Here is a 20,906-nt window from a genome sequence, read left to right on the forward strand (position 1 = left end):
ATGTACGCCGTCTACCACGGGCCCGAAGGCCTGAAGCGCATCGCCCGCCGCGTGGCGAGCTACACCGCCGTGCTCGCCGCCGGTCTGAAGCAGCTCGGCGCCGCGGTGATCGACGGCGCCGCCTTCGACACCATCTGCGTGAACACCGGCTCGACCACCGACGCCACGCTGCAGGGTGCGCGCGACGCCGGCATCAACCTGCGCCGCGCCTCGGATGCGAGCGTCGGCATCACGCTCGACGAAACCACCACGCGCGAGGACATCACGCTGTTGTGGTCGCTGTTCGGCAACGGCAGGGCGCTGCCGGACTTCGCGGCGTTCGAGAAGGGCCTGCCACCGCTGATCCCGCTGTCGATGGCGCGCAGCAGCGCCTTCCTGACGCACCCGGTCTTCAACCGCTACCACAGCGAGACCGAGATGCTGCGCTACCTGCGCAGCCTGGCCGACAAGGACCTGGCGCTCGACCGCACGATGATCCCGCTCGGCTCCTGCACGATGAAGCTGAACGCGACCAGCGAGATGATTCCGATCACCTGGCCGGAGTTCGCCAACGTGCACCCGTTCGCGCCGCAGGATCAGCTGGCCGGCTACGAACTGCTCGACGCGCAACTGCGCGGCTGGCTGTGCCAGGCGACCGGCTACGCCGGCATCAGCCTGCAGCCCAACGCCGGCTCCCAGGGCGAGTACGCCGGGCTGCTGGTCATCAAGGCCTGGCACGAGTCGCGCGGCGACATGCAGCGCGACATCTGCGTGATCCCCGAGTCCGCCCACGGCACCAACCCGGCCAGCGCGCAGATGGCCGGCATGCAGGTGGTGGGGGTGAAGTGCGATGCGCTGGGCAATGTCGACCTGACCGACCTGCGCGCCAGGTGCGAGCAGCACCAGGACCGCCTGGCCTGCGTGATGATCACCTACCCCTCGACCTACGGCGTGTTCGAGGCGCGCGTGAAGGATCTGTGCGCGCTGGTCCATTCGTTCGGCGGGCGTGTCTACGTCGACGGCGCGAACATGAACGCGCTGGTCGGCGTGGCGGCGCCGGGCGAGTTCGGCGGTGACGTCAGCCACCTCAACCTGCACAAGACTTTCTGCATTCCGCACGGCGGCGGCGGCCCCGGCGTCGGCCCGGTGTGCGTGGTCGAGGACCTGGTGCCCTTCCTGCCCGCCCATCGCAGCGCGGGGATCGGCAACGGCACGCAGGTGGGTGCCGTCAGCGCCGCGCCGCTGGGCAATGCGGCCGTGTTGCCGATCTCCTGGATGTACGTGCGCATGATGGGCGCCGAGGGCCTGCAGCAGGCCACCGAGGCAGCCATCCTGGCCGCGAACTACGTCGCCGCGCGCCTGGCCGACCACTACGACATCCACTTCAGCGGCGAGATCGCCGGCCTGAAGGGCGGCGGCGTGGCGCACGAGTGCATCCTCGACCTGCGCCCGCTGAAGGACAGCAGCGGCGTCAGCGCCGAAGACGTCGCCAAGCGCCTGATCGACTACGGTTTCCACGCGCCGACGCTGAGTTTCCCGGTCGCCGGCACGCTGATGGTCGAGCCGACCGAGAGCGAGTCGCGCGCCGAGCTCGATCGTTTCTGCGACGCAATGATCGCCATCCGCGCCGAGATCGCGCAGGTCGAGTCCGGTGCCTGGCCGCGCGAGGACAATCCGCTCAAGCATGCGCCGCACACGGCCGAGGCGCTGATGAAGGCCGACTGGCCGCATGCCTACACGCGCGAGCAGGCCGCCTACCCGGTGGCCTCGCTGAAGCGGCAGAAGTACTGGGTGCCGGTCGGCCGCGTCGACAACGTCTGGGGCGACCGCAACCTGTTCTGTTCCTGCGTGCCGATGTCCGACTACGCGGCCTGAGCCGGAGGCCCGATGGCAGTCTCGGTGTTCGACCTGTTCAAGATCGGCATCGGGCCGTCGAGTTCGCACACCGTCGGGCCGATGCGCGCCGCGCGGCTGTTCGCCCTGCGGCTTCAGCACGAGGGCCAGCTCGATGCGACAGCGCGCATCGTCACGCGGCTGTACGGCTCGCTCGGCGCGACCGGCCGTGGCCACGGCAGCGACAAGGCGGTGCTGCTTGGGCTGATGGGCCACGAGCCGGATTCGGTGGACGTGGACGCCGTTCCCGCGCTGCTGCAGGCGGCGCGCGGCGGCAGCGCGCTGAGCCTGCTCGGCTCGCATCCGATCGGCTTCATCGAGAAGACCGACCTGGTCTTCCACCGCCGCGAGACGCTGCCCTTCCATGCCAACGGCATGCGCTTCGAGGCCTTCGACGCCGCAGGCGCCAGGCTTGCCGAACGCACCTACTACTCGGTGGGCGGCGGTTTCGTCGTCAGCGAGGAAGTCGCGGCCGACGGCTCGAAGCAGAAGCTGATCGCGCCCGATGCCACGGTGCTGCCCTTCCCGTTCCGCAGCGGCGCCGAGTTGCTGGCGCTCGCCGACAGGGAGACCTGCAGCATCGCCGAACTGATGCGCCGCAACGAGCGCCACTGGCGCAGCGATGCCGAGATCGACACCGGCCTGCTGCGCATCTGGGGTGTGATGCAGGCCTGCGTGAAGCGCGGCTGCGAGACCGGCGGCACCCTGCCCGGCGGCTTCCAGGTGCGGCGGCGTGCGCAGGACCTGCACCGGCAGCTCTGTGCCAACCCCGAGGCCGCGCTGCGTGACCCGCTGCAGGTGCTCGACTGGGTGAATCTGTACGCGCTGGCCGTCAACGAGGAGAACGCCGCCGGCGGGCGTGTCGTCACCGCGCCGACCAACGGCGCCGCCGGCATCGTGCCGGCGGTGCTGCACTACTACGCGCGCTTCGTTCCGGGTTCGACCGAGCCGGGCGTGATCGACTTCCTGCTCACCGCCGCGGCAATCGGCATCCTCTACAAGGAGAACGCCTCGATCTCCGGCGCCGAGGTCGGCTGCCAGGGCGAGGTCGGCGTGGCCTGCTCGATGGCGGCCGGCGCGCTCTGCGCCGTGCTCGGCGGCACGCCGGCGCAGGTGGAGAATGCCGCCGAGATCGGCATGGAGCACCACCTCGGCCTGACCTGCGATCCGGTCGGGGGGCTGGTGCAGATCCCCTGCATCGAGCGCAACGCCATCGCCTCGGTGAAGGCGATCAACGCAGCGCGCATGGCCCTGCGCGGCGACGGCAACCACCACGTGAGCCTCGACAAGGTCATCAAGACCATGCGCGAGACCGGCGCCGACATGATGACCAAGTACAAGGAGACGGCGCGCGGCGGCCTCGCCGTCAACATCGTCGAGTGTTGATGACCCACCCCCGGAGCGCCTGCGGCGCTCCCCCTCAAGGGGGCGCCGCAGGCGGCCCGGCGAAGCCGGTTCCGCTGCGGCCGCTTGGTCGTGATCAGCTCACCTGAACCTTCTGCTTGAACGCGGCCAGCCCGGCCGCCGCCTTGGCGCGTACCTTGGCCTGCAGGAACCCCGACCAGCCCAGCAGCAGCCCCGGTGTGCCCAGCGCCTGGCGGGCCCAGGTCCAGAACGGGAAGCGGTCGACGTGGCGCACGATCAGCCCGTCGCGGAACTCGAAGCTGGCGTCGATGCGGTTGAGCACCTTGCGGCCGGTGGCGCTGAAGGTGTAGCGCGCATCCCAGTGGGCGCGCCCGGTGCGGTCGTCGGCGGCAATGCCGCTGTACTCGAGCGTCAGGTCCTTGCCCGTGGTCAGCAGCATGCGCCACATCAATCCGGCGTCGGCACCGTGCAGGTCGAAGGCCTCGTCGCTGAAGTGCACCTCGGGGTGGTAGCAGGTCGCCATGGTCGCCCAGTCGCGACGGGCAAAGGCGGCGTAGAAGCGTTCGATCAGCTGGGCGTTCGGGTGCATCGGGGGTCCCTCCTGTTCTTGTGGGGCCGGCAGTGTCGCATCTCGGTGGATTCATGGAGAGTTAAAGCTTCGTTAATCCGTTAAGCTTCGCCGCATGAAGCTTTTGCTCGCCGAAGACGACGCGATCCTCGCCGATGCGCTCGGTGCCAGCCTGTCCAAGGCCGGCTTCGAGGTGGAGGTGGCGCCCAACGGCGCTGTCGCCGAGTTCCTGCTGCTGCGCCAGCACTTCGATGTCGGCGTGCTCGATCTCGGCCTGCCGATGGTCGACGGCTTGACCGTGCTCAAGCGGGTGCGCGCCGCCAAGCCGGCGCTGCCGATGCTCGTGCTGACCGCGCTGGACGGGCTGGAGCACCGCGTCGCTGGCCTGAACGCCGGTGCCGACGACTACCTCACCAAGCCCTTCGACTTCCCCGAACTGGAGGCGCGCATCCGCGCCCTGCTGCGGCGCACGCGCGGCGCGGGCGCCTCGGCGCAGCAGTTCGGCCGGCTTGCCTTCGACCGCGACGCACGTCGCGCCACCATCGAAGGCACGCTGCTCGACCTGTCGCCGCGCGAGTGGATGCTGCTGGACCTGCTGCTGACGCAGCGCGACCGCGTCGTCACCAAGGACCAGATCGCCGAGAGCTGGGCGGTCGAGCGCAGCGCCGAGTCGGGCTCCGGGGCGGGCTCGATCGAGGTCTACATCCACCGCCTGCGCCGCAAGCTCGAGGGTTCCGGCCTGGCGATCCGCACGGTGCGCGGCCTGGGCTACCTGCTCGAAGAAGGCGAAAGCTGAGCGGCGCATGCTCGACTCGCTGAAACGGGCGCTGCACCAGCTGCCCGGCGTGACGCCCAGCGGCAGTTCGCTGCACCGCCACCTGCTGCTGTGGCTGCTGCTGCCGCAGCTGGTGCTGTGGCTGGCCGGCGCCTTCTTCACCTACAACCTGACCGCACGTTACGCCAACCAGGCGATCGATGCCTCGCTCTCGACCGCCTCGAAGGCGCTGGCGCGGCAGGTCAAGCCGATCGGCAACGGCCTGTTCATCGACTTTCCCAAGGCGGCGCAGGACATCATCGAGGCCGACCCGGACGACCGCGTCTACTACATGGTCAGCACGCCGCCGGGGCAGTTCATCCTCGGCAACAACCACCTGCCGACGCCGCCGGCGATCGCGCCGCTGCGCCTGGGCCAGCCCTACTTCTACGACGGCAGCATGGGCGAAGGCAGCAAGCGCGTGGACGTGCGCGTCGCGGCGCTGTACCTCTCCTACGGCGAGGCCGACACGCCGCAGAGCATGCTGGTGCAGGTGGCGCGCAGCCGCGCCAGCCGCGAGCAGCTCGCCGGCCGCATCCTGCTCGACACCGCACTGCCGCTGTCGGTGCTGATCGCGCTGATGTCGATGATCGTCTGGGCCGGCATCCGTGCCGGGCTGGCGCCGCTGGCGCGCATGCGCGCGCTGGTCGAGAACCGCGGGCCGAACGACCTCGCGCCGCTGAAGCTGGAGGCCGCGCCGCGCGAGGTGCATGCGCTGGCCAAGGCGATCAACACCCTGCTGGCCGCGGTGCATGAGAGCGTCAGCGGCCAGCGCCGCTTCATCAGCGACGCCGCGCACCAGTTGCGCACCCCCCTGGCCGGGCTGAAGAGCCAGACCGAGCTGGCGCTCAACGAGACCGTCGACCCGGCGCTGCAGGCGCGCCTGCAACGTGTGCACGAGAGCGCGACGCGCAGTGCCCACCTGGTCAACCAGTTGCTCACGCTGGCGCGTGCCGAGCCGGAGTCGGCCTCGGCGCAGGGGCGCGGCCGCGTCGACCTGGCCCGGCTGGCCGGCGAGGTGACGGCGGAGTGGGTCCCGCGCGCGCGCCAGGCCGGCATCGACCTCGGCATCGAGGGCCTCGACGGCGAGGCTGGCGCCAGCCTGGCGGTGACCGGCAACGCGCTGCTGCTGCGCGAGGCGATCGCCAACCTGGTCGACAACGCGCTGCGCTACGCCGGCCGCGGCAGCACGGTGACGGTGCGGGCGCGCCCCCTCGGCCACGACGTGCTGCTCGAGGTCGAGGACAACGGCCCCGGCATCGCCCCGGCCGACCGCGAGCGCGTGTTCGAGCGCTTCGCACGCGCCACGCTGCAGGGCGACGGCTGCGGCCTGGGCCTGGCGATCGTCAAGGAGATCGCAGAGCGCCACGGCGGCCACGTGGCGCTGGAAGGTGCCGTGCCGCGCGGCCTGCGCGTGGTGATGCAACTGCCTCGCCTGGGCGGCTGAGCGAGCGGCAGCCCGCTGGCCCGCCATGGCCCGCGCGGTGGCTCCTTCGGGCGATGTTCGCCGCGCCGTCGTTTCCGACACTGGAGGCCACTCTTCCAGACCCTCGGAGAACGACGATGGCATACCTCCCCGGCTCCCCGGCCAACGACACGCTGCTCGGCGGCGATGCGGGCGACGACCTGTTCGGCCTGGCCGGCAACGATCTGCTGCGCGCCGGCTTCGAACGCGACCACCTCGAAGGCGGCACCGGCAACGACCGCCTGTATGGCGAGTTCCAGGACGACTGGCTGTTCGGCGGCGACGGCAACGACCTGCTCGACGGCGGCTCGGGCAGTGACCTGCTGCACGGCGGCCTGGGCCTGGACACGATCCGCGGCGGCAGCGGCGACGACCGCATCCTGCTTGGCGACGCGGCCGAACGCGCCGGCGACAGCATCGACGGCGGCGTCGGCTTCGACACGCTGCAGATCGAGCTGACCGACACCACGGCCGCCCTCGCCTTCACCGCCGCCGACCCTCTGGCAAAGACCACGCTGCTGGGCAAGGTGACGGTCACCGGCGTCGAGTCGTACAGCATCGCCGGCGGCAGCGGAGCCGACACGATGACCGGCGGGCGCTGGAACGACTCCTTCAACGGCAACGGCGGCAACGACTCGCTGCGCGGCGGCGGCGGACGCGACTCCCTGGGCGGCGATGCCGGCAACGACACGCTGGACGGCGGCCACGGCACCGACATGCTGTTCGGCGGCAGCGGCGCCGACCTGCTCAGGGGCGGCTACGGCGACGACTACCTGTCCGGCGAGGACGGCAACGACAGGCTCTACGGCGACGCCGGCAACGACACCCTCCAGACGGGTGCGGGCAACGATTCGGTCTACGCCGGCAGTGGCAACGACGTGGTCGACGGCAACGACGGCAACGACGTGCTGCGCGGTGAGACTGGCAACGACGTACTGCGTGGCGGCGCCGGCCTCGACACGATCTCTGGCGGCGACGGCAACGACACGATCACCTTGTCGATCGGCAACGGCGCCGATGTGGTCGACGGCGGTGCGGGCATCGACCGCATCGAGATCAACGGCCTGTCCGGCAGCTTCACGGCACGCGCGGCCAACGTGGCGAACACGCTCACCGACGGCAGCACGCTGATCAACGTCGAGGCGTACACGATCACCGGATCGAGCGGGCGCGACGTTTTCAACGCCCACGACGGCAACGACGTGCTCAGCGCCTACGGCGGCAACGACCTGCTGCGCGGCTACGGCGGCGCCGACCAGCTCGATGGCGGCAGCGGCCGCGACTCGCTCGATGGCGGCAGCGGCAACGACACCTTGATCGCCGGCGGCGGTGGCGCCGACACGCTCAAGGGCGGCACCGGCACGGACATGGCCATCCTCGACCGCAGCGATGCCTTCGACACGGCGCTGCGCTTCACGGTGTCGGGCAGCACGGCAACGCTGTCGGACGGCACGACGATCGGCGACGTCGAGCAGTTCCGGATCACCACCAGCTGGGGCAACGACACGCTGAGCGCCGGCGGGGCGACGCACGTGACCTTCGAGGCCGGCTCCGGCAACGACCAGCTGACCGGTGGCAGCGGCGCCGACGTGCTCGACGGCGGGCGCGGCAACGACACCATCAAGGGCGGTGCGGGCAACGACCGCATCCTCGACGGCGGCGGCGCCAACCGCATCGACGCCGGCAGCGGCAGCGACAGCGTGCAGGTCGACAACGAGGTGGCCGCCTCCACCGAGCGCACCAGCGTGCTGCTCGGCGACGGCGACGACGTCGTCTACCTGAACAACGCCAGCGGCTCGACCGGCGGCGTCTACAGCGTCGACGGCGGCGCCGGCACCGACCTCGCCTGGATCAACCGCTTCAACGTGCAGCAGGCGATGAGCTTCACGGTCGGCGCCAGTGCGACGCTGGTCAACGGTGGCGTCACGCTGACCGGCGTCGAGCGCGTTCACCTGCACGCCGGCTACGGTGCCGACACGCTGAGCGGCGGCGCACTCGACGACTGGTTCAACGGCAACAACGGCAATGACCTCATCAAGGGCGGCGGCGGCCACGACGAGATCATCGGCTGGTACGGCGCCGACCGCCTCGAAGGTGGCAGCGGCAACGACACCCTGTGGGCCACCGGTGGCATCGCCGACGACGACGCCGACCGGCTGATCGGCGGCGACGGCAATGACACGCTGCACTTCAACGCCGGCGACTTCGCCTCGGGCAGCGCCGGCACCGACCGCGCGATGCTCGACCTGTCGGAGCTGACCACCGGCGTGAACTTCGTGTTCTCAACGGCGACGACGACGGTCAACGCGACGACGCGCTTCGACGGCATGGAGAGCATCGACCTGAACGGTACCTGGGGCGCCGACAAGGTCAGCGGCGGCGCTCTGGCCGATGTGCTCGACGGCCGCGCCGGCAACGACCAGCTGCGAGGCGGCGCCGGCAACGACCTGCTCTACGACGGCGACGGCAACGATGCGCTGTACGGCGACGCCGGCAACGACGACTTCGTGCGCAGCGACGCCGACGCCGATGGCGTCGACCGCTTCGACGGCGGCAGCGGCATCGACACGCTGTTCTTCAACATCGTCTCCGGCCTGTCGGCCAAGGTCGACCTCGCCGACAGCACGCTCAACGGCGGCCTGGCACGCGGGCTCACGCTCCGCGGCATCGAGCGCGTGGTCGGCACCGACCTCGACGACGACCTGCGCGGCAGCACCGGCGCCGACACCTTCTGGGGCGGCAAGGGCGACGACCGGCTCGAGGGCCGCGCCGGCGACGACAACCTGGTCGGCGGCGGCGGCGGCGACGTGCTGGTCGGCGGCGCCGGCAAGGACCACTTCATCTTCGGCGCCGATGCGGTGGGCTCTGGCGACCTGATCGCGGACTTCACGCGCGGGCAGGACAAGATCGGCATCGACCGCGCGGCCTTCGGCATGGATGCCGACGATGCGCTGTCGCTGGTGGTCGGCGCGGCGCCGGTGGCCAGCGGCAGCGGACCGCAGTTCCTCTTCGAGACCGGCAGCGGCCGGCTCTGGTTCGATGCCGATGGTGCCGGCAACGGCCACGAGGCCGTGCTGATGGCCACCTTGACCGGCGTGACCACGCTGAACAGCAGCGACTTCGCACTTGGTTGAGGCAGCGCAACCGGAGCCGCATCGAACTAGGGAAAGTCCGCATGAACGTACCGTTGTCGTAACCTTAACGCCTCTTTAACATCCGGCTCGCTTGATTCAACAAGCTGAACATTTCCTAAACCGGATTCCTGAGGAGACAAGAATGGCGATGACCCGCATTTCCCTGTCGCTGGCCGCGGCCGGCCTGCTGAGCGCCACGCTGGCCCCGCTGTCGGCCGTTGCCGGCGAAGTCGAGGTGCTGCACTGGTGGACGTCCGGCGGCGAGGCCAAGGCCGCTGCCGAGCTGAAGGCCTCGATGCAGAAGAAGGGCCACACCTGGAAGGACTTCGCCGTTGCCGGTGGTGGTGGCGATTCGGCGATGACGGTGCTGAAGTCGCGCGTGGTCTCGGGCAACGCCCCGGCTGCCGCACAGATCAAGGGCCCGTCGATCCAGGAATGGGCGCGCGAAGGTGTGCTGGCCAACATGGACGACGTCGCCAAGGCCGAGAAGTGGGACGAACTGCTGCCCAAGGCGATCGCCGACGGCCTCAAGTACAAGGGCAACTACGTCGCCGCGCCGGTCAACGTGCACCGCGTGAACTGGCTGTGGGCCAACCCGGAAGCCTTCAAGAAGGCCGGCGCCAAGCTGCCGACCAGCTGGGACGAGTTCTTCGTCGCCGCCGAGGCGCTGAAGAAGGCCGGCATCATCCCGATCGCCCATGGTGGCCAGAACTGGCAGGACTTCACCACCTTCGAGGCGGTCGCGCTCGGCGTCGGCGGCGCGGAGTTCTACAAGAAGGCGCTGGTGCAGCTCGACGCCGGGTCGCTGAAGAGCCCGACGATGGACAAGGTGCTCGCCACCTTCAAGAAGGTCAAGACCTACACCGACAAGAACGCCCCGGGCCGTGACTGGAACCTGGCCACCGCGATGGTCATCAAGGGCGAGGCCGGCATGCAGATCATGGGCGACTGGGCCAAGGGCGAGTTCCTCGCCGCCGGCAAGGTGCCGGGCAAGGACTTCGCCTGCGTGGCCGCCCCCGGCACCGCCAAGAGCTACACCTACAACGTCGACAGCTTCGCGCTGTTCAAGCTGAAGGACAGCGCCAACCAGAAGGCTCAGCAGGACCTCGCCGCCGCGATCATGTCGACCGAGTTCCAGGAGGTGTTCAACCTGAACAAGGGCTCGATCCCGGTTCGCCTGAACATGAAGCTGGACAAGTTCGACGACTGCGCCAAGACTTCGGCCGCCGACTTCGTGTCGACCGCCAAGGCCGGCTCGCTGGTGCCCTCGATCGCCCATGGCATGGCCGTCCCCTCGGCCGCCGAAGGCGCGATCAAGGACGTGGTCTCGCAGTTCTGGAACGACGACAAGATGAGCTCGGCCTCGGCCATGGACAAGCTCGTCGCCGCCGCCAAGACCAAGTAAGCCCTCCGGGGCGCGGCCGGTTCACGCCGGCTGCGTTCCGTGTCATTCTCCCCGGCGCGGCGCCGCCCAGGCGCCGCGCTCTCCTCCCGGGGTCCGCACCATGAACACGACGACTGCCACGCCCACGCGCGCGGCGAGCACACCCGTGCCCGTCTCGATGGCCACGCGCCTGTCGGAATGGATGCCCAAGCTCGTGCTGGCACCCTCCTTCCTGCTCGCCTTCTTCTTCATCTACGGGCTGATGGCCTGGAACGGCTACCTGTCGCTGTCGGCCTCGCGGCTGCTGCCGAACTACGAGTTCGTCGGCCTCGCGCAGTACGCCACGCTGTGGGAGAGCGACCGCTGGTGGGTGGCGCTGAAGAACCTGGCCATCTACGGCGGACTGTTCCTGTTCTTCGGCATGGCCATCGGGCTGCTGCTGGCCATCCTGCTCGACCAGAAGATCCGCGCCGAGGGCGTGCTGCGCACCGTCTACCTGTACCCGATGGCGCTGTCCTTCATCGTCACCGGCACGGCCTGGAAGTGGATCCTCAACCCCGGCCTGGGCCTGGAGAAGGTGATGCACGAATGGGGCTGGACGAGCTTCGGCTTCGACTGGCTCGTCAACCCCGACCGCGCCATCTACACGGTGGTGATCGCCGGTGTCTGGCAGAGCGCCGGCTTCGTGATGGCGCTGTTCCTGGCCGGCCTGCGCGGCATCGACGACTCGATCCTGAAGGCGGCGCAGATCGACGGCGCCAGCCTGCCGCGCATCTACTGGCGCATCATCATCCCGAGCCTGCGGCCGGTGTTCTTCTCGACGCTGATGGTGCTGTCGCACCTGGCGATCAAGAGCTTCGACCTGGTGATGGCACTGACCGCCGGCGGCCCCGGCTACGCCACCGACATGCCGGCGACCTTCATGTACACGATGGCCTTCTCGCGCGGGCAGATCGGCCTGGGCGCGGCCTCGGCGACGATCATGCTGGCCACCGTGGCGGCGATCGTCGTGCCCTACCTCTACTCCGAACTGAGGGCGCGCAAATGAGCACCGCCGTGCAACCCAATCGGCTCGACTGGCACCGGCTCGCCCTGTGGTCGGTGCTGCTGCTGTTCGCCGCCGTGTTCCTGCTGCCGATGTACGTGATGCTCACGACCTCGCTGAAGGACATGGCGCAGATCCGCGACGGCAACCTGCTGTCGCTGCCCACCGCGCCCAGCTTCGACGCCTGGAGCAAGGCCTGGAGCCACGCCTGCACCGGCATCGACTGCGGTGGCCTGCGGCCCTTCTTCATGAACTCGGTGATCATGGTGGTGCCGGCGGTGCTGATCTCGACGTTGCTGGGCGCCATCAACGGCTACGTGCTGAGCAAGTGGCGCTTCAAGGGCAGCGAGCTGATGTTCGCGCTGATGCTGTTCGGCGTGTTCATGCCGATGCAGGTGGTGCTGCTGCCGATGAGCCAGATCCTCGGCTGGCTGGGCATCGCGAGCTCGGTGTGGGGCCTGGTGCTGGTGCACATCATCGCGGGGCTGCCGTCGACCACGCTGTTCTTCCGCAACTACTACGTCGGCCTGCCCGACGAGCTGGTCAAGGCGGCGATGCTCGACGGTGCCGGCTTCTGGCGCATCTTCTGGCGGATCATCCTTCCGCTGTCGACGCCGATCACCGTGGTCACGCTGATCTGGCAGTTCACCAACATCTGGAACGACTTCCTCTACGGCATCGTGTTCTCGGGGGCCGAGAGCAAGCCCATCACCGTCGGCCTGAACAACCTGGCCAACACCACGAGCTCGGTCAAGGAATACAACGTGGACATGGCCGCGGCGATGATCGCCGGCCTGCCCACGCTGTTCGTCTACATCGTCGCAGGCAAGTATTTCGTGCGCGGGCTGACGGCCGGCGCGGTCAAGGGGTAATCATGGGCGCACTTTCCATCCGCAATGTCCGCCGCAGCTACGGCAAGGTCGACATCCTCAAGGGCATCGACATCGAGGTCGAATCGGGCGACTTCCTGATCCTGGTCGGGCCGTCCGGCTGCGGCAAGAGCACGCTGCTGAACATCATCGCCGGGCTGGACAAGCCCACCGAGGGCGAGATCCACATCGGCGGGCGCGACGTGACGAACGCGCTGCCCAAGGACCGCGACATCGCGATGGTGTTCCAGAGCTACGCGCTGTACCCGAACATGAACGTGGCGCAGAACATCAGCTTCGGGCTGGAGATGCGCAACGTGCCCAAGGCGGAGCGCGACGCTGCCATCCAGCGCGTCTCGAAGATGCTGCAGATCGAGCACCTGCTCGACCGCAAGCCGGGGCAACTGTCGGGCGGCCAGCGCCAGCGGGTGGCGATGGGCCGCGCGCTGGCACGCAACCCGACGCTGTTCCTGTTCGACGAGCCGCTGTCCAACCTCGACGCCAAGCTGCGCGTCGAGATGCGTGCCGAGATCAAGCACCTGCACAACAAGGCGCAGGTGACGACGGTGTACGTGACGCACGATCAGGTCGAGGCGATGACGCTGGGCGACCACATCGCGGTGATGAAGGGCGGCGTGATCGAGCAGCTCGGCTCGCCCGACGACATCTACAGCCGCCCGGCGACCCGCTTCGTCGCCGAGTTCATCGGCTCGCCGGCGATGAACATCATCGACGGCCAGCGCGCTGCCAACGGCTTCGCCTCGCACGGCATCGAGCTGAGCCTGAACGAGCAGCAGCGCGCGACCATCGGGAACGGCCACGCCGACGGCATCCTCTACGGCCTGCGCCCCGAGGCGATGCTGCTCGGTGATGCTGGCCTGCCCGGCACCATCAGCCTGATCGAGCCGACGGGGCCGGAGACCTACGTGCTGGTCGACACGCCGATCGGCAAGATGATGGCGCGCGTGCCCGGCAAGGTGCACCAGCAGGTCGGGCAGAACGTGCATCTGCACTGGTCGGCGCAGGATGCCCACCTGTTCGACGCAAAGACAGAGCAGCGGGTGTCCTGACGCGATTCAGCGATCGATTGATCGGAGCGGCCGTCGCCAAACGGCCGATTGAACTGCGTGAATGCGAAGCCGCAGGAGTCGTACCGGGCTTGGCGGCGGCCGGGCGGCGCTTACACTGCGCCATACCAGCAGCAGTACCGCGCGCCGCCATGCTCGACTCCCTCGACATCCTGACGCAGCGCGTCGCCCCGACGGACGCGCGCTGGACCGTGCGTGGCGTGCAGGAGGTCTCCGAGACGCTCACCGTGCGCCAGGACGTGGCCGAGGCTCCGCAGCGCATGCGCGATGCCGGCGTGATGGTCAGCGTAGCAGCCGGTGGTGGTCTCGGCCATGCCGGCACCAGCGACCTCAGCGAAGCCGGCCTCGCGGAGGCCTTCGCCCGCGCGCGGCGCCTGGCGCGGGCGGCGGGCTCGCGCATGGCCTTCGACCCCGCTGACCTGCCCGCCGCCTCGGCGCGTGGCCGCTACGACGGTGTCGTGCAGCGACCTGTCGGCACGACCAGCTTGCGCGAACGGGCGCAGTTGCTCGCCGAGGTCTGCGCCGGCGCACACCCGGATGCGCGCATCGTCGACTGGTCGGCCAGCTTGTTCTCGACCGAGGTCTCGCAGCTGCTGCTGACCAGCGAAGGCGGGCGCAGCGAGCAGCACTGGAGCCAGACCATGCCGCACGTGCAGGCCACGGCGCATGTCGATGGCATCACGCAGACACGCTCCTCGGCCGGCCAGTACAACGGCTGGTGCCAGCAGGGCGGCCTCGAGGTGCTGGAGCGCGCGCGCTTCGCCGGCGAGGGCAAACGCGTGGCGGCCGAGGCGATCGAGCTGGCGATGGCCCCGCCCTGCCCGAGCGGCACCATGGACGTGCTGCTGATGCCCGACCAGATGATGCTGCAGATCCACGAGTCGATCGGCCATCCGCTCGAGCTCGACCGCATCCTCGGCGACGAGCGCAACTTCGCCGGCACCAGCTTCGTCACGCTGGACATGTTCGGCCACTATGCGTACGGCAGCGCGCTGCTCAACGTCACCTACGACCCGACGCGCCCCGAGCAGATCGCCAGCTTCGGCTTCGACGACGAGGGCGAGCCGGCGCAGCGCCAGCACCTGATCGAGAACGGCATCCTGAAGCGGCCGCTGGGCGGCGCGGTGTCGCTGGCCCGCGCCCGCGCGATGCGGCCCGATCTGGAAGGCGTGGCCACGGCGCGCGCCAGCGGCTGGAACCGCGCGCCGATCGACCGCATGAGCAACCTGAACATCGAGCCGGGAACGTCGACGCTGGACCAGATGATCGCCAGCATCGAGTTCGGCGTGATGATGCGCACCAACGTCTCGTGGAGCATCGACGACTCGCGCAACAAGTTCCAGTTCGGCTGCGAATGGGGCCGCATGATCCGCGGCGGCCGTCTCGCCGAGGTGGTGCGCGACCCGGCCTACCGCGGCATCAGCGCGACCTTCTGGCGCTCGCTGGCCATGGTCGGCAACGCCGACACCTTCGAGGTCATGGGCACGCCCTACTGCGGCAAGGGCGAGCCCTCGCAGATGGCGCGCGTCGGCCATGCATCGCCGGCGTGCCGCTTCAATCGCGTGGCGGTGGTCGGGGCATCCGCATGAGCGTCGTGTCGCGGGGCTACTTCGACGGGCTCGCGCAGGCCGTGTGCGATGCAGCGCGCGACGGTGAGCGCAGCTCGCTGCTGTTCAAGGCCGAGTCCTCGGACTTCATCCGCTTCAACCACGCCGCGGTGCGCCAGGCCACACACGTCGAGCAGGCGGTCGCCACCGTCGCGCTGACGCAGGGGCAGCGCCGCGCCGAGGCCCGGGTCACGCTGAGCGGCCGCCTCGATGCCGACGTGGCAGCGCTGCGCAGCGAGCTCGACACGCTGCGCACGATGCTGCCCGACCTCGCCGACGACCCCTGGCTGCTGCTGCCGGAGAGGCCGGTGCGCAGCGAGCGCCACGAGACCGGCACCCTGCCCGACGCCGGCCGCCTGGTGCGCTGCGTGGCCGAGGCGGCGGCCGGGCTGGACTTCGTCGGCTTCCATGCCGCCGGCCCGGTGGTGCGCGCCTTCGCCGACAGCGCCGGCACGCGGCACTGGCACCACGTGGAGACGTTCCACTTCGACTGGTGCCTGTACCACTCGGCCGACAAGGCGGTGAAGACCGCCTATGCCGGCGCGCACTGGAGCGACGAAGAGTTCGCCCGACGGGTCGGTCACGGCGCCGCGCAGCTCGCGCTGCTGGCGAAACCGGCGCGTGCGCTGAAACCCGGCGCCTACCGCGCCTGGTTCGCACCGGCGGCGATGGCCGAACTGCTCGGCGCGCTCGGCTGGGGCGGTTTCGGCCTGAAGGCGCGGCGCACCGGCACCTCCAGCCTGATGCGCCTGGCGCACCGCGACGCGGTGTTGCATCCGGACGTGAATCTGTTCGAGCATCCGGCGCTCGGCAGCGCACCGGCCTACACCGCCGAAGGCTTCGGCCGCCCCGAACGCATCAGCCTGATCGAGCGCGGCCTGGCCACCGACACGCTGGCCAATGCCCGCTCGGCACGCGAGTACGGCGTCACCGCCAACGGCGCGAACCCCTCGGAGACGCCGGAGGCGCTGTCGCTGCTGCCGGGGCAGCTTTCGGATGCCCGGGCGGTGGCCGAGCTGGGCACCGGCCTGTGGATCAGCAACCTCTGGTACCTGAACTATTCCGACCGCCAGGCCTGCCGCCTGACCGGGCTGACGCGTTTCGCCTGCCTGTGGGTGGAGGATGGCCGGCCGGTCGAGCCGATCGGCGTGATGCGCTTCGACGACTCGTTCCTGCGCATGTTCGGCGAGGGGCTGGTCGGCCTGGGCGACCGTGCCGAGCTGATCGCCGAGAGCGGCACCTACCTCGAGCGGCAGCTCGGGTCGCTGAGCACACCCGGCGCGCTGGTCGAGGGCTGGAAGCTGACGCTGTAGCTCAGCGTCGGCGGCTCAGCCCTTGAGCGGCTGGGCAGGCTCGGTGCCGGCGTCCTCGCCCTCGTCCGGCTCGAACTGGTCGTCGGGCAGCTTGCTGCGCCGGCGTAGCACCACCACCAGCACCACCAGCCCTCCGATCATCAGCAGCGCCGGCCCGTACCACAGCAGCGCGGTGGTCGACTTCACCGGCGGCCGGTAGAGCACGAAGTCGCCGTAGCGCTGCGTCATGTAGTCGATGATCTGCGCTTCGCTCTGGCCCTTCTTGAGCATCTCGCGCACCTGGCCGCGCAGGTCCTGCGCGAGGTCGGCATGCGAGTCGGCGATGGTCTGGTTCTGGCAGACCAGGCAGCGCAGCTCGGCGGAGATGCGCATCACCTTGGCTTCGAGCACCGGGTCGTCGGAGGCCGGGGCCGCGTCCTTCGCCGCGGCGACCAGCGGCAGCGCGAGGCACAGCGCGAGCAGCCAGCCGGTCATGCCACGCATCGTGAAGCGGCTAGACATTGAGTTCCTTCAGCAGCGGCGTGATCTTGTTGGCGATGACCTCGGGCGTCAGCGGCCCGACGTGCTTGAAGCGGATCGTGCCCTGCTTGTCGACCACGAAGGTCTCGGGCACACCGTAGACGCCGTAGTCGATGCCGACGCGGCCGTCACCGTCGAACAGCGAGGCCTCGTACGGGTTGCCGAGCTGGGTCAGGAAGGCCATGCCGGCGGGCCGCGTGTCCTTGTAGTTCAGGCCGTAGACCGGCGCGATCTTGCGGCGGGCGAACTCGACCAGCAGCGGATGCTCCTCGCGGCACGGTGCGCACCACGAGGCCCAGACATTGAGCACCCAGACCTTGCCGAGCAGGTCGTCGCGCTTGAGCTTCTGGTCGGGCGCATCGAGCTTCGTCAGCTCGAAGGCCGGCGCCGGCTTGCCGATCAGCGGTGACGGCACCTCGCGCGGGTTGAGGTTGAGGCCGACAGCGAGGAAGCCCGCCAGCACCAGGAACAGCGCCAGCGGGATGAGGAACTTCAGGCTCTTCAAGTGGCCGCTCCCGCCGCCCCCGCGGCGACCGTGGCCGGCTGCTCGCTCTTCACCTTGGCGCGATAGCGGCGGTCGGTGGCGGCGAGCAGGCCGCCCAGGCCCATCAGCACGCAGCCGCCCCAGATCCAGTCGACGAAGGGCTTGACGTAGATGCGCACGATCCACGCGCCCTTGCCGCCTTCGACCGGTTCACCGAGCGAGACGTAGAGGTCGCGGGTCAGGCCGGTGTCGATGTCGGCCTCGGTCATCGGGTTCTGCTGCACGCGGTACAGGCGCTTCTCGGGGTGCATGTCGCGCAGCTTGCGGCCGTCACGGCTGACCTCGATGGTGCCGCGCGCAGCCACGTAGTTCGGCCCGTCGACGTCGCGCACGCCGCGGAAGGTGAAGGTGAAGCCGCGCACCTCGGTGCTGTCGCCGACCTCCATCTTCACGTCGCGCTCGACCTCGTGGCCGCGCACCATGGTCACGCCGATGATGAACGCGGCGATGCCGAGGTGGGCGACCATCATTCCGACCATCGCCCGCGGAATCAGCTTCGCGCGCTGGAACGGGTTGCCGCCGCGCAGGCGTTCGGCGAGGTCGGTCGCCACCGAGGCGATCACCCAGAAGGCCATCGCCAGGCCCAGCGTGGCCAGGAAGCCGATCTCGCCGGTCGACCACTCGACCGCGATCGCCGCGACGATGGCCACGCCCAGCGCCCAGCGCAGGCGCGTCCACAGGTCGGGCAGCTCGGTGTGCTTCCAGCGCGCGATCGGGCCCACGCCCATCAGGAAGACCAGCGGCGCCATCAGCGGCACGAACACCGTGTCGAAGTACGGCGGGCCGACGGAGATCTTGCCCAGGCCGAGCGCGTCCAGCACCAGCGGGTAGAGCGTGCCCAGCAGCACGGCACCGGTGGCGGCCACCAGCAGCACGTTGTTGAGCAGCAGCAGCGTCTCGCGCGACAGCAGCGCAAAGCGCGCGCCGAGGCCGACCTTCGGCGCGCGCCAGGCGTAAAGCGTCAGCGAGGCGCCGATCACGATCACCAGGAAGGCGAGGATGAACAGGCCGCGGCGCGGGTCGGTAGCGAAGGCGTGCACCGAGCTCAGCACGCCGGAGCGCACGAGGAAGGTGCCGAGCAGCGACAGCGAGAAGGCCATGATGGCCAGCAGCACCGTCCAGCTCTTGAAGCTGCCGCGCTTCTCGGTCACCGCCAGCGAATGGATCAGCGCGGTGCCGACCAGCCAGGGCATGAAGGAGGCGTTCTCGACCGGGTCCCAGAACCACCAGCCGCCCCAGCCCAGCTCGTAGTAGGCCCACCAGCTGCCCAGCGCGATGCCGATGGTCAGGAAGACCCAGGCGACCGTCGTCCACGGTCGCGTCCACCGTGCCCACTGCGTGTCGAGGTTGCCGCCGATCAGCGCGGCGACGGCGAAGGCGAATGCCACCGAGAAGCCGACGTAGCCCATGTAGAGCATCGGCGGGTGGATCACCATGCCCGGGTCCTGCAGCAGCGGATTGAGGTCGCGGCCGTCGGGTGCGCCGGGGATCAGGCGGTCGAACGGATTCGACGTCATCAGCATGAAGAGAAGGAAGCCGACGGTGATCAGCCCCATCACCGCGAGGATGCGTGACAGCACCGGCATCGGCAGGTGGGCGCTGAACTTCGCCACCGCGAGTTGCCAGACGCACAGCATCATCACCCACAGCAGCAGCGAGCCTTCGTGGCCGCCCCACACCGCGGCGATCCGGTAGGGCAGCGGCAGCGCGCTGTTGGAGTTGCTGGCCACGTAGAGCACCGAGAAGTCGTGCTGCACGAAGGCCGCGGTCAGGCAGGCGTAGGCGATCGCGACCAACACGAACTGCGCGACCGTGAACGGCCGCGCCAGCGCCATCCAGTCGGCGCGGCCCTTCTGCGCCCCGATCATCGGCACGACGCCGAGCAGCGCCGCGATGCCGAGCGCAAGCCAGAGCGCGAAGTGGCCGATCTCCGGAATCATTGGCTGCCCCCCTGGATCACCGACTTGCCGACCTTCTCGTTGACCTGCTGGCCGTGCTTGAGCGCCTCGGCCGCTTCAGGCGGCATGTAGTTCTCGTCGTGCTTGGCCAGCACTTCGCGAGCGACGAAGACACCATCCTTCAGCTGGCCTTGCGCGACCACGCCCTTGCCTTCCTTGAACAGGTCGGGAAGGATGCCTTCGTAGATCACCGGCACGGTCTTGGCGGTGTCGGTGACGACGAAGTTCACCTTCACGCCGTCGCGCTTGACGCTGCCTTCCTGCACCAGGCCGCCGACGCGGAAGGTGCGGTTGGACGGCGCTTCCTTGGCGTCGATCTGCGTCGGCGAATAGAAGAACACCAGGTTGCTCTGGAAGGCGTTGAGCACCAGCGCCGCGATGGCGGCCACCGAGACGACGACGCCTCCGGCAATGGCCAGGCGCTTGTGGCGGGGTTTCATTCAGGACTCCTCATTCATGTGGGCGGCCTCGCGGCGTGCCTGAGCATGCCTGCGCGCGGCCAGGATCGGCTCCAAGACCATCAGCAGCGCGGTGGCAATGTACGAGCCCCAGACGTAGAGCCCGTAACCACCCATTGCGAAGAATTCGCTCGCACTGCCCCAGTTCATGCTGCCGTTCCCTGCTTGCGGACCATCTCGGACACCCATTCCGTGTGCTGCTCGCGCTCGACCACGATGGCCCGCGTTCGCATGAAGACCACCGCGAAGGCATAGGCCCAGAACGCGAAGGTCATCAGCAGCATCGCCGTCAGCATGGTCTGCGCCATCTTCGGCGCCGCCGTCATGCTGATCGTCGCGCCCTGGTGCAGCGTGTTCCACCACTTCACCGAGAAGTAGATGATCGGCACGTTCACCGCACCGACGATCGCCAGCAGCGCGCCGGCCTGGTCGGCGCGACGGGTGTCGTCGATCGCGTTGACCAGGGCCAGGAAACCCAGATACAGAAACAGCAGGATGAGTTCCGAAGTCAGCCGCGCGTCCCACACCCACCAGGTGCCCCAGGTCGGCTTGCCCCAGAAGGCGCCCGTCCACAGCGCCAGGAAGGTGAAGACGGCGCCGGTGGGCGCGATCGCGCGCGCCACCATCGAGGCCAGGCGGGCGTTGAAGGCCCAGCCGATCGCCGCCCAGAAGGCCATCACCAGGTACAGCAGCATGGACATCCAGGCCGCCGGCACGTGGACGAAGATGACCCGGTAGGCCTCGCCCTGCGTCGCGTCGGTCGGTGCGACGAAGAAGCCGATGTACATCCCGGCGACGGTCAGCGCAAGGCAGACTGCCCACAGCCAAGGGATCATCCTGCCGGTCAGCGCGTAGAAGCGCGGCGGCGAGGAGAAGGTGAAGAAGGTCAGGCGGCCTTCCATG

18 protein-coding genes are annotated in these 20,906 nt (G+C 69.3%); 11 read left to right on the forward strand and 7 right to left on the reverse strand.

The features are described 5' to 3' along the window. Both gcvP and AAG801_RS08525 read left to right on the forward strand, forming a co-directional pair. Positions 1-1,854: aminomethyl-transferring glycine dehydrogenase (gcvP, locus tag AAG801_RS08520; protein WP_341888017.1), on the forward strand; the 1,854-nt coding region annotated here is incomplete at its 5' end. A 12-nt stretch (positions 1,855-1,866) separates the two neighbouring features. Beyond that, the gene (locus AAG801_RS08525; RefSeq protein ID WP_341888018.1) at positions 1,867-3,258 is read left to right on the forward strand and encodes an L-serine ammonia-lyase; all 1,392 of its coding nucleotides are present in this window, start codon (positions 1,867-1,869) and stop codon (positions 3,256-3,258) included. 94 nt (positions 3,259-3,352) lie between these two features. Here AAG801_RS08525 and AAG801_RS08530 read toward each other — a convergent pair whose 3' ends face one another. Next, positions 3,353-3,826, reverse strand: a complete 474-nt coding sequence (locus AAG801_RS08530; protein ID WP_341888019.1) for a nuclear transport factor 2 family protein — start codon at positions 3,824-3,826, stop codon at positions 3,353-3,355. Positions 3,827-3,920: 94 nt separating this feature from the next. On the opposite strand from AAG801_RS08530, the gene AAG801_RS08535 reads away from it, so the two are divergent. The 9 genes from AAG801_RS08535 (at position 3,921) to AAG801_RS08575 (ending at position 16,524) form a co-directional block, all read left to right on the forward strand. Beyond that, positions 3,921-4,601, forward strand: a complete 681-nt coding sequence (locus AAG801_RS08535; protein WP_341888020.1) for a response regulator transcription factor — start codon at positions 3,921-3,923, stop codon at positions 4,599-4,601. A 7-nt stretch (positions 4,602-4,608) separates the two neighbouring features. Beyond that, on the forward strand, positions 4,609-6,066 hold the full coding sequence (locus tag AAG801_RS08540) for a sensor histidine kinase (RefSeq protein WP_341888021.1): 1,458 nt from the start codon (positions 4,609-4,611) through the stop codon (positions 6,064-6,066). Between the two features lie 116 nt (positions 6,067-6,182). Further along, positions 6,183-9,218, forward strand: coding sequence for a calcium-binding protein (locus tag AAG801_RS08545; RefSeq protein ID WP_341888022.1), 3,036 nt, complete (start codon positions 6,183-6,185; stop codon positions 9,216-9,218). 148 nt (positions 9,219-9,366) lie between these two features. Further along, positions 9,367-10,623 carry an ABC transporter substrate-binding protein gene (locus AAG801_RS08550; protein WP_341888023.1) on the forward strand — a complete coding sequence of 419 codons (1,257 nt, stop codon included), beginning with the start codon at positions 9,367-9,369 and terminating at the stop codon, positions 10,621-10,623. A 157-nt stretch (positions 10,624-10,780) separates the two neighbouring features. After that, positions 10,781-11,650 (forward strand): sugar ABC transporter permease, encoded by an 870-nt coding sequence (locus AAG801_RS08555; RefSeq protein ID WP_341888068.1) that lies wholly within the window; start codon positions 10,781-10,783, stop codon positions 11,648-11,650. Then, positions 11,647-12,519 carry a carbohydrate ABC transporter permease gene (locus tag AAG801_RS08560; RefSeq protein ID WP_341888024.1) on the forward strand — a complete coding sequence of 291 codons (873 nt, stop codon included), beginning with the start codon at positions 11,647-11,649 and terminating at the stop codon, positions 12,517-12,519. The genes AAG801_RS08555 and AAG801_RS08560 overlap by 4 nt, the downstream gene beginning before the upstream one ends. A gap of 2 nt (positions 12,520-12,521) precedes the next feature. Next, positions 12,522-13,586 carry a sn-glycerol-3-phosphate ABC transporter ATP-binding protein UgpC gene (gene ugpC, locus AAG801_RS08565; RefSeq protein ID WP_341888025.1) on the forward strand — a complete coding sequence of 355 codons (1,065 nt, stop codon included), beginning with the start codon at positions 12,522-12,524 and terminating at the stop codon, positions 13,584-13,586. 149 nt (positions 13,587-13,735) lie between these two features. Then, a complete protein-coding gene (locus AAG801_RS08570) occupies positions 13,736-15,193 on the forward strand; it encodes a TldD/PmbA family protein (protein WP_341888026.1) in 1,458 nt (485 codons plus the stop codon). After that, positions 15,190-16,524, forward strand: a complete 1,335-nt coding sequence (locus AAG801_RS08575) for a metallopeptidase TldD-related protein (protein WP_341888027.1) — start codon at positions 15,190-15,192, stop codon at positions 16,522-16,524. Before AAG801_RS08570 ends, AAG801_RS08575 begins: the two co-directional genes overlap by 4 nt. Before the next feature lie 15 nt (positions 16,525-16,539). Here AAG801_RS08575 and AAG801_RS08580 read toward each other — a convergent pair whose 3' ends face one another. The 6 genes from AAG801_RS08580 to ccmC are packed head-to-tail and all read right to left on the reverse strand — an operon-like array spanning position 16,540 to position 20,905. Continuing rightward, complete coding sequence (locus tag AAG801_RS08580; protein ID WP_341888028.1) at positions 16,540-17,025, reverse strand: cytochrome c-type biogenesis protein; 486 nt, start codon at positions 17,023-17,025, stop codon at positions 16,540-16,542. Then, on the reverse strand, positions 17,018-17,548 hold the full coding sequence (locus AAG801_RS08585) for a DsbE family thiol:disulfide interchange protein (protein ID WP_341888029.1): 531 nt from the start codon (positions 17,546-17,548) through the stop codon (positions 17,018-17,020). The genes AAG801_RS08580 and AAG801_RS08585 overlap by 8 nt, the downstream gene beginning before the upstream one ends. Continuing rightward, positions 17,545-19,527, reverse strand: a complete 1,983-nt coding sequence (locus AAG801_RS08590) for a heme lyase CcmF/NrfE family subunit (protein ID WP_341888030.1) — start codon at positions 19,525-19,527, stop codon at positions 17,545-17,547. Before AAG801_RS08590 ends, AAG801_RS08585 begins: the two co-directional genes overlap by 4 nt. After that, positions 19,524-19,985 carry a cytochrome c maturation protein CcmE gene (gene ccmE, locus AAG801_RS08595; RefSeq protein ID WP_341888031.1) on the reverse strand — a complete coding sequence of 154 codons (462 nt, stop codon included), beginning with the start codon at positions 19,983-19,985 and terminating at the stop codon, positions 19,524-19,526. The genes AAG801_RS08590 and ccmE overlap by 4 nt, the downstream gene beginning before the upstream one ends. Further along, positions 19,986-20,153, reverse strand: a complete 168-nt coding sequence (gene ccmD, locus AAG801_RS08600) for a heme exporter protein CcmD (RefSeq protein ID WP_341888032.1) — start codon at positions 20,151-20,153, stop codon at positions 19,986-19,988. Then, complete coding sequence (gene ccmC / locus AAG801_RS08605; protein ID WP_341888033.1) at positions 20,150-20,905, reverse strand: heme ABC transporter permease CcmC; 756 nt, start codon at positions 20,903-20,905, stop codon at positions 20,150-20,152. The genes ccmD and ccmC overlap by 4 nt, the downstream gene beginning before the upstream one ends. Position 20,906 lies beyond the last annotated feature (1 nt).

It is taken from the genome of Variovorax sp. YR752 (genome assembly GCF_943372545.1).